The organism is Arsenicicoccus piscis (assembly GCF_022568835.1).
GTDB lineage: Bacteria > Actinomycetota > Actinomycetes > Actinomycetales > Dermatophilaceae > Arsenicicoccus > Arsenicicoccus piscis.
Genome location: NZ_JAKZHV010000001.1, coordinates 503308 through 518934 on the forward strand (window position 1 = coordinate 503308; position 15627 = coordinate 518934).

14 protein-coding genes and 1 riboswitch are annotated in these 15627 nt (G+C 71.4%); of the genes, 2 read left to right on the plus strand and 12 right to left on the minus strand.

All coding sequences use genetic code 11. From position 1 onward, the window contains the following. Position 1: 1 nt before the first annotated feature. The 6 genes from MM440_RS02335 to MM440_RS02360 form a co-directional block, all read right to left on the minus strand. Positions 2-763: an alpha/beta fold hydrolase gene (locus MM440_RS02335; protein ID WP_241441575.1), complete on the minus strand. Its 762-nt coding sequence runs from the start codon at positions 761-763 to the stop codon at positions 2-4. Further along, a complete protein-coding gene (lysX, locus tag MM440_RS02340; protein WP_241441576.1) occupies positions 760-4071 on the minus strand; it encodes a bifunctional lysylphosphatidylglycerol synthetase/lysine--tRNA ligase LysX in 3312 nt (1103 codons plus the stop codon). The genes MM440_RS02335 and lysX overlap by 4 nt, the downstream gene beginning before the upstream one ends. Positions 4072-4225: 154 nt before the next feature. Then, a complete protein-coding gene (locus tag MM440_RS02345) occupies positions 4226-4540 on the minus strand; it encodes a DMT family transporter (RefSeq protein ID WP_241441577.1) in 315 nt (104 codons plus the stop codon). A 10-nt stretch (positions 4541-4550) separates the two neighbouring features. Then, a riboswitch (guanidine-III (ykkC-III) riboswitch) is annotated at positions 4551-4615 on the minus strand. Between the two features lie 31 nt (positions 4616-4646). After that, on the minus strand, positions 4647-5960 hold the full coding sequence (locus MM440_RS02350; RefSeq protein ID WP_241441578.1) for an alpha/beta hydrolase: 1314 nt from the start codon (positions 5958-5960) through the stop codon (positions 4647-4649). A 135-nt stretch (positions 5961-6095) separates the two neighbouring features. Beyond that, positions 6096-8312, minus strand: coding sequence for an RNA polymerase recycling motor ATPase HelR (gene helR, locus MM440_RS02355; RefSeq protein ID WP_241441579.1), 2217 nt, complete (start codon positions 8310-8312; stop codon positions 6096-6098). A 199-nt stretch (positions 8313-8511) separates the two neighbouring features. Beyond that, positions 8512-9393: an alpha/beta hydrolase gene (locus MM440_RS02360; RefSeq protein ID WP_241441580.1), complete on the minus strand. Its 882-nt coding sequence runs from the start codon at positions 9391-9393 to the stop codon at positions 8512-8514. Between the two features lie 263 nt (positions 9394-9656). Here MM440_RS02360 and MM440_RS02365 point away from each other — a divergent pair, with 263 nt between their 5' ends. Together MM440_RS02365 and arr are read left to right on the plus strand one after the other, a co-directional pair. After that, a complete protein-coding gene (locus tag MM440_RS02365) occupies positions 9657-10241 on the plus strand; it encodes a DUF4334 domain-containing protein (protein ID WP_241441581.1) in 585 nt (194 codons plus the stop codon). A 77-nt stretch (positions 10242-10318) separates the two neighbouring features. Then, positions 10319-11272: an NAD(+)--rifampin ADP-ribosyltransferase gene (gene arr, locus MM440_RS17205; RefSeq protein ID WP_338155592.1), complete on the plus strand. Its 954-nt coding sequence runs from the start codon at positions 10319-10321 to the stop codon at positions 11270-11272. Here the strand turns inward: arr and MM440_RS02375 are convergent. The 6 genes from MM440_RS02375 to MM440_RS02400 form a co-directional block, all read right to left on the minus strand. Further along, positions 11233-12612 (minus strand): four-carbon acid sugar kinase family protein, encoded by a 1380-nt coding sequence (locus MM440_RS02375; protein WP_241441582.1) that lies wholly within the window; start codon positions 12610-12612, stop codon positions 11233-11235. The genes arr and MM440_RS02375 overlap by 40 nt on opposite strands. Positions 12613-12740: 128 nt before the next feature. After that, complete coding sequence (locus MM440_RS02380; protein WP_241441583.1) at positions 12741-13448, minus strand: FadR/GntR family transcriptional regulator; 708 nt, start codon at positions 13446-13448, stop codon at positions 12741-12743. A 24-nt stretch (positions 13449-13472) separates the two neighbouring features. Continuing rightward, on the minus strand, positions 13473-14081 hold the full coding sequence (locus MM440_RS02385) for a PIN domain-containing protein (RefSeq protein WP_241441584.1): 609 nt from the start codon (positions 14079-14081) through the stop codon (positions 13473-13475). Further along, positions 14082-14921, minus strand: a complete 840-nt coding sequence (locus tag MM440_RS02390; RefSeq protein ID WP_241441585.1) for an ImmA/IrrE family metallo-endopeptidase — start codon at positions 14919-14921, stop codon at positions 14082-14084. It lies immediately after the preceding gene. Then, positions 14918-15247: a helix-turn-helix domain-containing protein gene (locus MM440_RS02395; protein WP_241441586.1), complete on the minus strand. Its 330-nt coding sequence runs from the start codon at positions 15245-15247 to the stop codon at positions 14918-14920. Before MM440_RS02395 ends, MM440_RS02390 begins: the two co-directional genes overlap by 4 nt. A 149-nt stretch (positions 15248-15396) precedes the next feature. Continuing rightward, a complete protein-coding gene (locus tag MM440_RS02400; protein ID WP_241441587.1) occupies positions 15397-15609 on the minus strand; it encodes a hypervirulence associated TUDOR domain-containing protein in 213 nt (70 codons plus the stop codon). Between the last annotated feature and the right edge of the window lie 18 nt (positions 15610-15627).

The following is a 15627-nucleotide window of genomic DNA, read 5'->3' on the forward strand; positions in this document are numbered from 1 at the left end:
GCTACCGGGCGGCGGCCTCGACGGCACGGACTGCGCGGCCGATCGCCTCAGGACGGTCCCGCATCACCAGGTGGCCGCTCGGCCGGACCACCTCGACCTCGACCTGCCTCGACCCGGGGCGGTCGCCGTCAGATGCAAGCGTCGTGGCCAACTCGCGCTGCTTGCGCTCCCACCGCGCCGCGAGCGGCGACCAGGTTCTGCGCGCGGCCACCAGCACGCGGATCGGCAAGTCCGGCAACGGTTCTCGCGCGCGCAGCTCGGCGAGGTCGGCCGCCATGTCCGGGTAGACCGCGTCCTCGACCACCGCGGTCGCCCACCGACGCGGCACCAGCGGGACGGCCTCGAGCGCCATCTCGGCCATCCCCCACACCGCCAGCCGGCGCGGGCTGGAGGGTGCGGGGTGCCGCTCTACGCTGCCGTCGACGAGCAGCAGCCCACGCACGAGGTGCGGTCGACGCCGCGCCAGCGCCTCGACCACGAAGCCGGCCATCGAGTGCCCCACCAGCACGGCCGGGCGGTCGGTCGCGGCGCGGAGCGCGTGCTCCAGCTGCTCGGTCCACAGCGCGAGGCTCGGCCAGGACGCCACCCGGTGGTGCTCGGACTCGCCGAGCCCCGGGCGGTCGAAGGTCACCACCTGGTGGTCGGGTGCGAGGTCAGCCACCACCGGGTCCCACGACGACGCAGCCATGCCGAGGCCCTGGCAGAGCACGACGGGCGGGCCGTCGCCCTCGGTGCGGGGCTCGGGTGCCGGGGTGGCGGTCACCGCGGCCGAGTCATCGGGAAGGGCAGCGTCTCGCGGATGCTCGCACCCGTGATCAGCATGACGACGCGGTCGACGCCGATGCCGAGACCACCGGTCGGCGGCATGCCGTACTCCAGCGCGGTGAGGAACTCCTCGTCCAGCTCCATCGCCTCGGGGTCACCGCCGGCCGCCTCCTCGGACTGCGCGGTGAGCCGGCGCCGCTGCTCGATCGGGTCGGTCAGCTCGGAGTAGGCCGTGCCGAGCTCGACACCCCACGCCACCAGGTCCCAGCGCTCGGTCACGCCGGGCACCGAGCGGTGCGACCGCGTGAGCGGCGAGACGGAGAGCGGGAAGTCGGTGTAGAACGTGGGTCGGGTCGTGGTCTCCTCGACCAGGTGCTCGTACATCTCCAGCGCAACCGCCCCTGCGTCCCAAACCTTTTGCCACGGGACCCCGACGAGGTCGCACTGCTCGCGCAGCTCCTCGAGCGAGCTCTCGACCGACACGGCGTGCCCGCCGCGCGCCTCGAGCGCCTCGGAGACGGCGCCGAAGAGGGTCTTGACCGGCCACTCCCCGGAGATGTCCACGGGGTTGCCGTCCGGGTCGTTGACGACGCAAGAACCGTTGGCCGCCAAGGCAGCTCGCTGGATCAGCTCGCGCGTCAGGTCCATCATCGAGCGGTAGTCGCCGTGCGCCTCGTAGGCCTCGAGGATGGTGAACTCCGGGTTGTGCGAGAAGTCCACGCCCTCGTTGCGGAAGGTGCGACCGAGCTCGAAGACGCGGTCCATCCCGCCGACGCAGAGCCGCTTGGGGTAGAGCTCGGGGGCGATCCGCAGGTAGAGGTCGAGGTCGTAGGCGTTGATGTGCGTCTGGAACGGCCGCGCGTTGGCGCCGCCGTGGATGGTCTGCAGGATCGGCGTCTCGACCTCGAGGAAGCCGTGCTCGCCGAGCGTCGAGCGCAGCGACGTGAGCACCGCCGAGCGGGCCTGCAGCCGCGCGCGCATCTGCGGGTTCACGGCGATGTCGAGGTAGCGCTGGCGCACCCGCGCCTCGGGGTCGGCGATGCCGCGCCTCTTGTCAGGCATCGGGTGCAGGCACTTGGCCTCCACCCGCCACTGCTGCGCCAGCACCGACGTCTCGCCCCGCCGGCTCGTGCCCATGGTGCCGCTCACCCCGAGCAGGTCACCGAGGTCCACGCTGCGGGCGAGCTCGGCGAGCGAGTCGGCCCCGAGGCGGTCGCGCTCGAAGACGACCTGGACGTCACCGGACCAGTCGCGCAGGGTGCCGAAGACGACGCCGCCGAAGTCGCGCAGCGCGAGCAGCCGCCCGGCGACGGACACCGTGGAGCCGGCCGGGAGATCTACCGCGTCGGCGATGGTGCTGCTCGGACGCACCGCGACCGGCCACGGGTCGATGCCGCGTGCGGCCAGGTCCTCGGCCTTGGCGACCCGGACCCGCACCTGCTCGGGCAACGGACGCGGGGCCGCCTCCACCTCCTCGAGCGAGGCGAGCGACGGGGCGTTGCTGGCGACCTCACCGGTCGCGCCCCGGAAGTCCCAGCGGGGCCGGCTGCGCCGCAGGAAGCCCTCGGCGATGCCGACCGCGACACCGATCTGGGGCAGCCGGCGGGTGTCCGGGAAGCAGATGTAGCGGTCCACCCAGTGCGGGTGATACCTGACGTTGGACTTGTAGAGCGACTCCAGCTGCCACCAGCGCGACAGGAAGAGCAGCAACCCGCGCCAGAGCCGCAGGACCGGGCCGGCACCGATCTCGGCACCCTCCTCGAACGCCGAGCGGAACATGGCGAAGTTCAGCGAGACCCGGCGGACGCCGAGGTCGTCGCCGGCGCGGCACAGCTCGCTGACCATCAGCTCGAAGGTGCCGTTGGGGGCCTCCGGCGAGCGGCGCATCACGTCGAGCGAGACGCCGGTGGCACCCCAGGGGACGAACGACAGCAGGCCCACGGTGACCGGGGAGTCGCCCGGCCCGTCCGGCCCGTCGGGCCCGTCCACGACCGCCTGCACCAGCAGGCAGCGGGCGTCCTCTGGGTCGTTCCAGCGACCGAGCGCCATCGAGAAGCCGCGCTCGTCCTCCTCGCCGCGCCACCGGTCGGCCAGCTCGCCGAGCCGGCGCAGCTCCTCGGCCGGCAGGTCCTCGTGCCGGCTGATCACGACCCGGACGCCCGCCCGGGTGGCACGGGTGACGGCCTGCCGCACGGGGGTCATCGCCGGACCACGCAGGGAGAAGTCGGCGGTCTCGATCACGGCCTCGTCACCGAGGTCCAGCACCCGCATCCCGCGGCGGTGGTAGGCCGTGGCGCCGGCCTTCGAGGCACCGACGACCGCCGGGGTCCAGCCGTAGCGCTCGCCACCGGCCAGCCACGCGCGGATGGCGCCGTCCCACGATGCGCGGTCCCCGATCGGGTCGCCGGACGCGACGCACACGCCGGCCTCGACGCGGTAGGCGACCGCGGCGAGCCCGTCCGGGGAGAAGACGACCGACTTGTCCCGGCGGGTGGCGAAGTAGGCCAGCGAGTCGTCCTGGCCGAACCGGTCTATGAGGATGCGCAGCGCGGCCTCGTCGTGGGCGCTCTGCCCCACGGCGCCTCGGCGCGAGCGCAGCAGGACGGCGACGGCCCCGACGAGCGCTCCGGTCGAGAGCAGGCTGAGCGTCTGGATCACCCAGCCCGGCGGCTCGCCGTCGTAGGGGTCGGCGTCGCCGAAGCCCAGGCCGACGATCTCGCCGACCGACCAGGCGAGCCGGTCGGGAGCCTGGGTCGTGCCGGGCGCCAGCTCGACCAGCCCCCAGCCGAGCAGGACGGCGACGGCCAGGCCCACGACGAGGGTGGTCAGCGCGGTCACGAAGGCGCCCTGACGCACCCGTGCCGTGAACGCCCGGTAGCCGAACAGCAGCAGGGCCAGCATGAGCAGGTGCGCGATCGCCGAACCGATCGCCTGGTTGTCGCCGATCCGCAGGCTCTCGACGTCCAGCACGAGGTAGAAGCCGGTGTAGACCAGGACGAGCCACCAGGCGATCCGCTTGCGCACGGCGAGCGCCGCAGCCACCAGCAGGAGCACCGTCGCCCAGCCGAGGTTCGGCTGGATGTCGGCGTAGTAGATCGAAAAGGTCTCGAGCAGCGAGCCGGGGGTCTCGACCTGGGCGCGCAGCTGCGGCCAGAGGTAGCCGACAGCCGTGACCAGGGACAACGTGCCCACGATGCCGGCGATCAGGCCAGGCACGCGCGCGACCAGGCCGGTGGGACCGGCGGGCAGCGCGTGGCGGGGCTCAGCCGTGAGGGCCTCGGTGGCTGGTCGAGTCGCTGTGCTCATGGATGACGCTCTCGTCGTGGGCCGACAGGATCATGGTGTCGGGCGAGCACGCCACGCCAGCAGGTCGACCGGCGCTGGACAGGCACGCCGATCGGGCCGTGCTCCCCCTGTCGCGAGGGTACAACGGGCCACCTGAACGTCCGAGCGCGGCGCCCTAGTGGACGAGCTTCAGACCGACGACTCCGGCGATGATCAGCAGCAGGAAGAACACCTTGGCCACCGACACGGGCTCGGTGCCCGTGGCCATGGCATAGGCCACGGTGAGCCCCGCCCCGATCCCCACCCAGACCGCGTAGGACGTGCCGACCGGCAGCTCGCGCATCGCGAACGCCAGGCCCGCCATGCTGGCCACGAGGGCGACGGCGAAGACGATCGAGGGTCCGACCCGGGAGAACCCCTCGGACCGGCCGAGGGCGGTGGCCCAGACGGCCTCGAGGACTCCGGACAGGACGAGGACGATCCACGACATGACAGCTCCTGGTGGGCCGTCTTGTCGCGCTCCGGGTACGGCGCCCCTCGTCCGGGAGTCCAGCACGGACTCTGCCCTCCACGGTCTCACACAGCGTGCGCATGGTCTACCGGGCCGTGGGGGCGAGGCCCCACCAGGGGTAGAGCGTGGCGAGACCCGCGTCGAGGCCCTGGCGCAGGGCGGGCAGGATGTGTCCGCCGGTCGGGAACACGTGCAGCACGGTGCGCGCGCCGGCCTTGGCGGCCGCGGCCTGGACTCGCCGGGCGCTGGTGACGTCGGCCGGGGCGTCGGCGCACGTGGTGGCGACGACGAGGGTGTCCTTGATCGGCTTCGCCGCGGCGAGGAGGTTGACCGGCTTGACCGCCTCGTAGGCCGCGCGGTCACCGCGGAACATCTCAGTGAGGGTGCGCACGGGCCGGTCCGAGCCGGGGAACTCCTCGCCGGAGATGGCGATCCCGCTGCCCCACGTGTCGAGGTAGCGCGGCAGGTAGCCCTGGGCGCAGCCACCGCCGAGCGAGTAGCCCGCGACGGTCCAGCCGGCACGGTCGGTGCGCACCCGCAGGTGGCTGTGGATCCACGCGGGCACGTCGACGTTGACGTAGGTCCGGACCTTGCCGAACCGCGCCGAGACCAGGCACATGGTGTCGGTGTCGGGGCGCCCGATCTGGTCGACGACCACGGCGATCGGCGCGAGGCCGTGGTGACGCGCCGCGAGCCGGTCGAGGGCCGTCGCGATGAACGACGGGTCCGGGCTGCCCGGCTGACCCATCATGAAGACGACCACGGACAGCACCGGCGCGTTCGCCACCAGCGCGGCCGGCGGGAGGTAGACCGCGGCGCGGCGGGCGACGAAGCCCCACCTCGTCGGCGGGATGTCGACCGCACCCGTGCGGCCCTGGGCGGGCAGGTCGGCCGGCGCCTTCCAGGTGGAGTAGAGCGGCTTGGGCGCCTGGGTCTTCCTGGGGCCAGCCTGGTCGGTCGGCCGCGCACCCCTGGCCGCGTGGGACGAGCCGCCGGCAGCCTGGGCGGTGGGTGCCGGGCCGACGGGCGGCAGCTGCAGGGTGTCGACCACCGGGCGCCCGACCAGTGCACCGAGCGTCGGGTTGATGCCGTAGACCCCGTTGACGCCGAGCGCCGTCACCACGACCAACGCGGGCACGGCGGCCAGCGCACCGACGCGACGCCACGGTGTGGCACCGATGAGGTTCGCCAGGGCCACGCCGAGAGCGGCGCCACCCGCGACGACGCACGCCGCAGCCTGCGGCGGCAGCTCGGACACCCACTCCAGCGGACCCTGCGCGAGCAGCACCAGCACCCCGAAGGCGGTGCCACCCAGCACCGCGGCGAGCGCGGTGAGGCTCACCGCGGTCGGTGTGGTCACCGGCAGCCGCAGCAGGTCGTCGAGGGTCGGGAAGGTCATGCCTTCGACGGTAGGGCTGGCCTCGCGCGCGCAGTCCTGAAGTGCGCTGATCGCCGGTCCTCCGATCACCACCTGATGGGGTGTCGATGGGGAACTGAGACACTCGCGAATCGCCTCGGCTCCGCCGGCGAGGAGTCAGGGCTCGAGGATCACCAGCTGCTGGGTGGCGCGGGTCATCGCGACATAGCGGTCGACCGCGCCCTCGATGCCGTCGCCCCACGCTGCCGGGTCGACCAGGACCACGAGGTCGAACTCCAGGCCCTTGGCCAGCTCGGGCGTGAGCGTGCGGACGCGAACGGTGTCGGCGAGGTCGCCGGCGCCCGCGGTGCCCACCAGGTCACCGGCGCCCGCGGTCCCGATGACGCACACGACACCCTCCTCGTGGGCGGCCAGCCACCGCTCCACGACCCCTGCGAGATCCGCGACGCGGGCCCGGCCCACGGGAATCCCGTTGCTCCGGATGGATGTCGGCACGTTCGCGTCCGGGATGGCGGCACGGATCACGGGCTCGGCCTCGGTCATGACCTCCTGCGGCGTGCGGTAGTTGACCCGGAGCGGAGCGACGGTCGCTCGGTCCAGCCCCACCCGTCCGAGCCGCTGCTGCCACGACTCCGCGAACCCGTGCCTGGCCTGAGCCCGGTCGCCGACGACCGTGAAGCTGCGGGACGGGCAGCGCAGCAGGAGCATCTGCCACTCGGCGTTCGTGAGCTCCTGCGCCTCGTCCACCACCACGTGGGCGAAGGGCCCGGCCAGTCGGTCGTGATCGGTTGAGGGCAGAGCGGATTCGTCAATCAGCGCCCCTTGCAGGTCATGCCCCTTGAGCATCGACATCAGTCTCATCTCGGAGTCGTCGGAGGCGATCAGGTGCTCGACCACCTTGTCCCGCTCGGCCTGCTCGGCGGCGACGGCGGCGGCGCGCTGACGCCGTCGGCGCGGGGCCTGCGGGTCGCCGAGGCGTTGTCGCGCCGCGTCGAGCAGCGGCAGGTCCGACACGGTCCAGGCTGCAGCGTCCGGGCGCTGCAGCAGACGGATCTCCGCACGGCTCAGCGACGGTGCGCACAGCCGCAGGTAGGCGGGCACGGTCCACAGGTCGCCGACCAGGTCGGTGGGCTCGATCAGCGGCCAGGCTCGGTTGAGCAGCGCGTGCAGCTCCTCGTTGTGCGCCAACGCCTTTCGTAGATCCGCTGGCGCGAAGTCCTCGTCGCTCACCTTGTCCTCGAGGATGTCGACGAGCTCGGCCCAGATGTCGTCCCGGGCCTCGTTGTGCGGCGTCCCGGGAGCAGGCGCGTCGAAGGCCGCGGCCCAGTCGTCCACCGTCACCCGCACCTCGGCCCAGTCGACGTCGACGGTCGTGTCCGTCGCGGGCACCTCCTCGTAGAACCGGACGGCCTCCTCGATGGCCCCCACGAGGTCTATGGAGGACTTGAGGCGGGCGACCTCTGGGTCCGGCTCGACGACGGCGGTCGCACCCTCCGGGACGAGGTCACGGAGCGTGCAGGTCTGCACACCCTCCTCGCCGAGACTCGGGAGAACGTCGGCGACGTAGGCCAGGTAGGGCTGGTGCGGACCGACGAAGAGGATGCCTCCACCGTGCTGCCCGAGGCGCGGGTCGGAGTAGAGCAGGTAGGCCGAACGGTGCAGTGCCACAACGGTCTTCCCCGTGCCAGGCCCACCGTCGACCACCAGCGCACCACGTGCCCCGGCCCGGATGATGGCGTCCTGATCGGCCGCGATGGTGGCGAGCACGTCGCGCATCCGGCTGGACCGGTTGACCTCGAGGCTCGCGAGGAAGGCCGAGTCGTCGTCGAGCGCCAACCCGTCGACCCAGCCCTCGGCCGACGACCCGGCATCCCCGAAGGCCTCGTCCCAGTAGTCCGTGACCCGCCCGTGACTCCATCGATAGCGTCGGCGGCTCGCCAGGCCCATCGGGTCGGCATGGGTGGCACCGAAGAACGGCGCGGCTGCCGGCGAGCGCCAGTCGACGAGCAGCCGCCGACCGGTGTCCTCGGTGAGTCCCAGGCGCCCCACGTAGACCACGTCCCCCGGCTCCCCCAGGTCGCCTCCGACGCCGAGCACCATGCGGCCGAGGCAGAGGTCCAGGCCGAAGCGCCGCAGCAGCCGCAGCCGCGCGCTGAGGCGGTGGATCTCCTGGTCGCGGTCCAGCGCTCGCTGGCCCCCGCCGGCCTCGCGCGCCCGCTCGACGTCGAGCCGCTGCGACAGCTCGGCGATCGAGTGCTCCAGGGTTGCGGCGATGGCCGCGAAGTGCGCCGCGTCCGCCTCGACCAGGCGCGGCGCACCCTTGTGAGCCAGCGCGTCAGGTAGATCAAAAGCGTTGGTGGTCAATGGATTCACGTCTCCCGCCCCCGGCCTCGTCACCAGGTCTCGACTGCGCTCGGCCCCTCCGGACGCCCTGGCACGTCGAGCAGTGTGCGCCCCGGTGGGGGCCTTGCGGCAAGACCCCTGGGCGGGTATACCGTGGAGTTGGAAGGACACCTCGGTGCCCTTCCACTGCTGTGTCCGGGGTGTGTCGGCTGGGGACGACGGGGCGCCGTCAGCCGGCGCGCAGGAAGTCCGCCACCGCCGCGATGTAGCCCGGCCGGTCGGCGAAGTAGGCGCCGCAGTGGTCGACGCCCTCGGTGATCCGCAGCTGCGAGCCCTCCCCGGCCGCCTCCGCCAGCCGGTGGGCGTGCTCGACCGGGATGACCGAGTCCTCGGTCCCGTGCATCAGCAGCAGAGGTCGTGGCGCGATCCGGGCGACCAGCGTCACGGGGGCGACATCCCCGAACCGATAGCCGTAGCGCAACCGGGTCACCCGGTCTACGAGATCGACGAGGGGGACGGGCAGCAGGTGGAGCGAGCGCGCCGCGGCCGCGACCACCCCGCGCATGTCCGCGAACGCGGAGTCCGCGACGACCCGGCCGACGCGCGGGTCGCGAGCGGCCACCTGGATGGCGACGGCAGCCCCCATCGAGAACCCCACGACGTCGATCTCGGCGTCGGGTCGACGCTCGATGGCGAGATCGATGGCCGCCTCGAGGTCACGCTGCTCGTAGTGCGCCAGCGACTGCGGGCCGTCCTCGGAGTCGCCGTTGCCGCGGAAATCGAAGAGCAGCACGCCGAATCCCGCACGCCACAGGCCCGGTCCGATGCCGAGCATGTCGGCCTTGCTCCCCCGGTGCCCGTGGCACACGACGACGACCTGCTCCGAGCCCGGCCGGTCGAACCACCAGCCGGCGAGCCGGGCGCCGTCGGCCGCGGTGAAGGTGACGTCCTCGGCCTGCGCCCCCACCTCGAACGGTGTGAAGCCGTAGCTGAGGGCGGCCCGCTGCGGGCCGCTGATCTGTCGAGCCGCCAGCGTCGCCCCCGCCGCCGCAGCCAGCGACGTCACGGTCGCGGTCGCGCCGAGCAGAGCCAGTCGTCGAGCTGATCGCATGGGGTCATCTTAGGAGTCTGGAACATCGCAGAAGTCAGGGTCACCGCAGGAGTCAGGGTCACCGCAGGAGTCGGCGTCACCGCAGGAACCACCCCCGACGAGTGGATCCGCGCACGTACCCGTGGTGCGCGCAGGAAGTGGTGAGACGCCGCCCTCCCGGACCCCCGCACCTCACGGAAACGTGCGCATCTCCCGCGTTCCTGCGCGCCTGCCGGGGCCGGCTCATGGATGTGGCGAGCAACCCTGGGTCGTACGGTGGGTCCATGACGCCGAGCAGTGCGGACCGACCCGAGGCTCCCCTGCCCGAGGCTTCCGTGGCGGAGCGGCTCGAGGCGCTCCGGCGGGCCGGGGGTCTGGGCGAGGCGTTGGCGCTGTTCGACGCGTGCCCGGCGGTGCCGGTCGAGCAGATGCTCGGGAGCTGGCGCGGCGAGGGCGTCCGCACCGGTCACCCGCTCGCCGGCGTGCTCGAGGCAAGCGGCTGGCACGGCAAACGATTCGAGAGCACGGAGGACGTGCATCCGCTCGTATTCGGCTTTGGCACAACGCTTTTCAGCGTCAACCTCGCTCTGATCCCCCTGTCGGCCACCGTCCGCGTCGGCTTGATGGTGCCTCGGCCCCTCGTCGAGACTGTCGGGCGTCGGGCGCTGCGGCTCGCGCGGACATCGAGGCCCGCCGCCCGCCTGCGGATGATGGAGCACCGTGGTGTCGTGACGGCGACGATGGTCTACGACGCGCTGCCGATCAACGACCACTTCCGGCGGGTGACGGACGACACCATGCTCGGCGTCATGGACCGCCGCGGCGACGAGCGGCCGTTCGTGTTCGTCCTGCGACGCGAGCTCCCCTGACCACCGAGATCCCCTGACCGTCAAGCCAAGACACCAGCCCGTAGACCGGCCCACCGGGACGTGCCAGACTGGGCGAGATGGGTACTGGCACAGGGGATTTCGAGCTGACGATGGACGAGCTGAGAGCGGTCGCCGGGTTTGCGGCGGCGTGCGCGGAGCCGGCGCTGGTGCTCTACGCGAGGGAGGTCCCGGACGACGACCGACCGGCTGAGGCGCTCGCCGCGGCGAAGATCTTCGCCGAGGGTGGCCGGCGGTCGCGGCTGCAGCGCACCGCAGCCGTCGCCGCCAACAAGGCCGCGGCCGAGGCGCCGACCGAGACGGCCAGACAGGCGGCCTACGCCGCCGGGGCCGCGGCAGCCTCCGCCTATCTGCACCCGCTCGCCAAGGCGACGCAGCTGGGCCACCTGCTCGGCCCGGCCGCGCACACCGCCCGAGCGGCCGAGCTCTGGCGCGGGGACGACCCGGTGGTGGCCGAGTACGTCATCGCGGCGGCCGCCCAGCGGGCCACCCCGCAGGTGCTGGACGTGCTCAGCCGTTACCCGCGAGCGTCCGAGGGCCGCAGCCGCGTCGCCGCCCTCACCCGACGGCTCGACAGCCTGCTGCGCGACCCGGCACCGACCCCGCGGGTGGTCGACGACGCGGGACCGTTCTTCCACGGGACGCGGGCCGACGTGCAGGTCGGCGACCTGCTGAGCCCCGGGTGGCGGTCGAACTACGGGTCGCGGCGGACGTCCAACAACATCTACGTGACGGCCAGCGCCCAGGGCGCTCCGCTCGCCGCGGCGCTCGCCCAGGGCGACGGCCCGCCGCGTGTCTACCGCGTCGAGCCGCTCGGCACCCTCGAGGACGACCCGAACGTCACGGACAAGCGCTTCCCCGGCAACCCGACCCGGTCCTACCGCACCAAGCAGCCGCTGCGCGTGCTCGAGGAGATCCGGGACTTCGAGCGGGTCCCGCCCGAGCGGGTCGAGGCCATCCGCGCGAGCCTGGGTCAGCTAGCCGAGCTGGGCATCGAGGCGATGGACGACTGAGCCCGCCGTGTGGGTGCCGGCGCGGCCCCGCCGCACCACGCAGCGTCGGGCTCAGAGCTCTCGGTAGCGCCGCTCGGGCCGGCCGGTCGTGCCGTACTGGTTGCGCACACGATTCCGGGCAGCATCGGGCCGAGCACTCGCGCGTGGCGGATGCCCAGCCCGTGCGTGGCCACGTCGCTGGAGGTGATGCCGCCCTTGGCGATGACGAATCGCGGTGGGGCTGCGGCCAGCACGCCTTGCACGGTGGCGATGATGGCGGCAGAGACCTCGCGGGCGATCCGCAGGCTGTCGGTAGCTGATGCACCCGTGCGCAGTGCGCGAGTGGTGCTGACGATGACCTGACCGTGGTCCAAGGCGGCTGCCGCACGGTCTACGACATCACGGAGGTGGCTGTCGCGACGGTCGGGGTCGAGCACCTGCTCCACCTCGATCTCGATGCGGGTCACCTCGGGATGCTCGAGGGTCAGTGTCTCGAGCTGTCGAGTGGTGGTCGGCACGTGCGAGCCCACCACTATCAGTCCACTCCGAGGCTGGGGCGGTCGCTCGGCGAAGATCCCGGCGGCTTCGAGTGGTGCGTGCGCTCTCTGCCCGATCCGCGTCCTCGGGAAGGGCGGATCGACGCGATAGAGGAACGACTTCCCCTCAGCGACAACGCTTTCCACAGCCGCCGCCACCACGAGCAGGTCGGACTCGACCGCCGCGTCGACGACGACGGGAACCCCGTCGGTGACGCCGCGGAGGATCTCGGCGACCGCCTCCGGGCCGCGCCTGATCTGCGCCAGGGTGAGGGCCACCACGGTGTCAGCAGGGATGCGCCCCTCGGACTTCTCGGCCACGTAGTCCCGCAGGTTCGACGAGTGGTAGCCGAAGGTGGCGTCCTTCGCGAACTCGGTCTGGGCGCTCGGGATGGCCTCGCCGTCGACCACGTAGTAGTGCTCGGAGTCGATCGTGACCCGCCCGGCGTCCGGGAACGCGGGGACGAGGAGGACACCGTCCGGTGCGGGCTGCCCTGCGGCGACGAGCTCCTCGGCGAGCACTTCGGTCTCGAGGGGGTAGTGGCCACGCAGCGTGCTGTCGCTGCGGCTCACCAGCTCGACCTGCAGACCCATGTCCGCCGCGGCGGCCAGTGCTGCCGTGGCGACCTCGTGGTTGACCCGCTCGGCGTCCGCCGGGTCAAGGCTGCGGCTGTTGGTCATCACGTAGACCGCGGGCCGGTCCTGGGCGAAGGCCCAGCGGAAGTCCTCGACATCCCACGCCGTCACGACCGGTAGATCGGCCACGGACTGGGTGCCGGTCGGGTCGTCGTCCAGGACCACCAGCACGCGCCCGGCGCGACGCACCGACTCGGCCAGCTCCCCGGCATCGATCGAGACGGGCGGCGGGACGTCCGCCAGGAGCTCCTTGAGTGTCTCATCTGATGTCAGATATCTGATCTGTTCATCTATGGTGCTGGTTGCAAGCCCGCCTGTCAATGGGTCGCCCAGTGGCTTCTGAGGTCGCGCAGGTCCTCGGCGGTCTGCGCCATGTGATCCCCCATCGCGCGCCGGGCGGCCTCGGCCGAGCCGGCCTCCAGGGCGGCGAGCACCCGCTCGTGCTGGGCGATCGCGTTGATCTGGACCTGGTGCACCGCGCTCGTCTCCCGTCGACCCTCGAGCAGGATCGCCTGAATCGGGTCGAACACCCGGCGGATGAATTCGTTTCCGGTGGAGGCGAACACGATGTTGTGGAACGCGATGTCCGCCCGCACGAACTCCTCCAGATCGCCGGACAAGTTCGCCGCCTTCATCTGCGCCAGCTCGGTGCGCAGCTGGTCAAGATGCTCGGGAGCGCGGCGGTCCGCAGCCAGGCCGGCTGCACCGACCTCGATGATCTCGCGCATCTCCACCAGCTGTCGCGAGACCTCGCGCTCCCCCAGGCGGTGCATCACAGCCCGGATGATCGGCGCCATCGCAGACCACTCGTTCACCGGGTTGACCACGCCCCGCTTGCCGTGGACCGCTCGCACCACGCCCTGGGACTGCAGCAGCTTCAGCGCCTCACGCGCGGTGAGCCGGGAGACCGACAGGTCCTCGGCGATCGTGGCCTCCGGCTCGAGCTCGGATCCCGGCGCCAGATCGCCGTTCACGATGCGCTCGAGGAGGGCGTCTGCTACCTCCTGGGCCCGGGAGCTGGACATGCGTGCATTCTCGCACGCAGCCGATCATCGGCTGGGCCAGGGCGGGCTGTCGAGCAGCGGGGTCGAGCGGATGTTCTTGGGGAGGCTCTCGTCGAGACCTGCCATCCTGTCGTAGCGCTGTCGGAGAATCGCCTTGTCCTTGATGGCGCCGGCCTCGATCGCCCAGCGCAGAATTTGAATCGAGTCCACGACCTGGATGGAACCCGGCACACTCAGGCGCCTCAGGCGGGCCGCCTCCCTGGCGATGAGCTGTTGCGCGGGCCCATCGTCGCAGCACAGCACAACCTCCCGCCCAACCTGAGCCTCGACCGAGGCGTGCAGCAGAGCCATCTTCTCCCCGAGGTCCTGACGGACCCGCTGCACGGCTTCCAGATCCTGGCGCAAGACGTCCCGCGCGGCCTGCTCCAAGGCCGGCGTGGGATCGTCCGGTAACTCAACGATGAGCTTGGGTGCGACCTTCCGCCAGACGTCGGGCGCCGAGCTGAACTGAGGTCGGCGCCTCGGAACATCGAAGACCTCCGCGCACACCGCTTGCGGTGCGTGGATCGGCTGACCCGCCAACGCCCCGAAGAACCAGCGCTCGGTGTTGGTGGCGAAGAACTTGAGGACCGGACCGGTGTCGACGATATACATCTACTCGTCGTTCGTCACGGTGCCCAGGAGCTCGTCCAGCTCGATGCTCGACAGTCCTCCCGCACCAGCACGCGGTCGGATGGCGACCTGGATGGTCTCGGGTGCTCGCGGCTCGATGCCTTCATCGGCGAGCTCCTGCCGGACCCCCTGGACGTCGTCGGTCGATCCATTCAGCCGGGCAATGGTCGCCGCCGACACAACCCCCTCGGCATACGCAGAGATCGCCCGCGTCAGCAGTCGCTGCGGTGGGCTCTTCGTATCGGACTCGACCTGGAGCGTTCGATAAAGCGGCGACCATCCGAAACGGGTCGCCAATCGGGGGGTGGTCAACCTCGTCCAGTCAACACAGGTCCGCTCGTCGATGAGGCCGGCCTCACGCAGTTGAATGGCAGCGATGGCGGCCGACACGCGATGCGTCTGCACGAGGTCGGACAGGAGGCGTTCATCGACCTCCCTGCTGCGCGCGTGGGACTCGACCGCCTCGAGCGGGAGCAACAGGTGTCGAGCAAAGGCGTCGGCCCGCACCTCTTCAGGGCTGCGCTCAGCCCAGCGGGTTCGCGCAGTCGCGTCACGCAGGTCGTCAAACCAGATATGCCCCAGCTCGTGGGCGATCGTCGAGCGCTGGCGCATCGGATTGCGGCTGCGGGCGACACCGATAATTGTCGTCCCGCCATGTCGCACGGTCATGCCGTGCGCTTCATCGCTCCCATCGAGGACGGTGATGTCGCATTCACACTTTTGCTCGACCACCGTGATCAGGTCCAGGAGTGGCTGAGACCCGAGCCCGTGCTTCTCCCTGAAGGCCTGCGCGCCGTGCCGACCGAGTGCCTCACCGCTCACGCCGCGCTGCCGAAGCCTTGGCGATCGAGATGATCAGACAGCTCTAGGTAGCTGGTCAACTCCTCCAGCATCGCCTCCACGGCCTCGCCATCGGCACGGGCGGCGGAGACCGCCTCCGTCCTGACATGGGATGTCCCCGTCACCTCACCGACGGTTGCACCGATCGCGTCTGCAATCGCGACGATCTCGATCGCACTGGGTTGGCGCGCGCCGGACTCGATGCGCGACCACGTGGATTGCGACAGCCCACTCTCGCGCTCTGCGTCACGCTGGCTGAGGCCCGAACGCTCGCGCAGGCGCCGCACTCTCTCGTGCACTGCTTCCATCTGAATCACTCCCCTCTCATGTTGATTCTGACATGCCGGGCTGAGAGAGCCATGAACATTTCCCCAGGTCGCGTCGATCCAGCTCGTTCGCCAACTGGCGCCTCGCGTGCAAGCGCATGCTGGGCCGCGACGTCAGGGGCAAGTGCCCGCTAGTCGATCGCCGTCAGCGCGGAGCCCTTGTGCGCCGCAACGTGATCGGTCTTGTCGCTCTTGATCTCGTACTGCGGGTCGGCGTCACTGGCGCGATGCGTGTGGCCCTTGTAGTCGAAGTCGGACGTGTGGACCTTGATGATCCTCCCCGAGACGTGCCCGGCCTCGGAGTTCCACCTCACGTGGTCCCCCACCGCGAATCGCTTGCTCATCTCCAGCCTCCTTGTTAC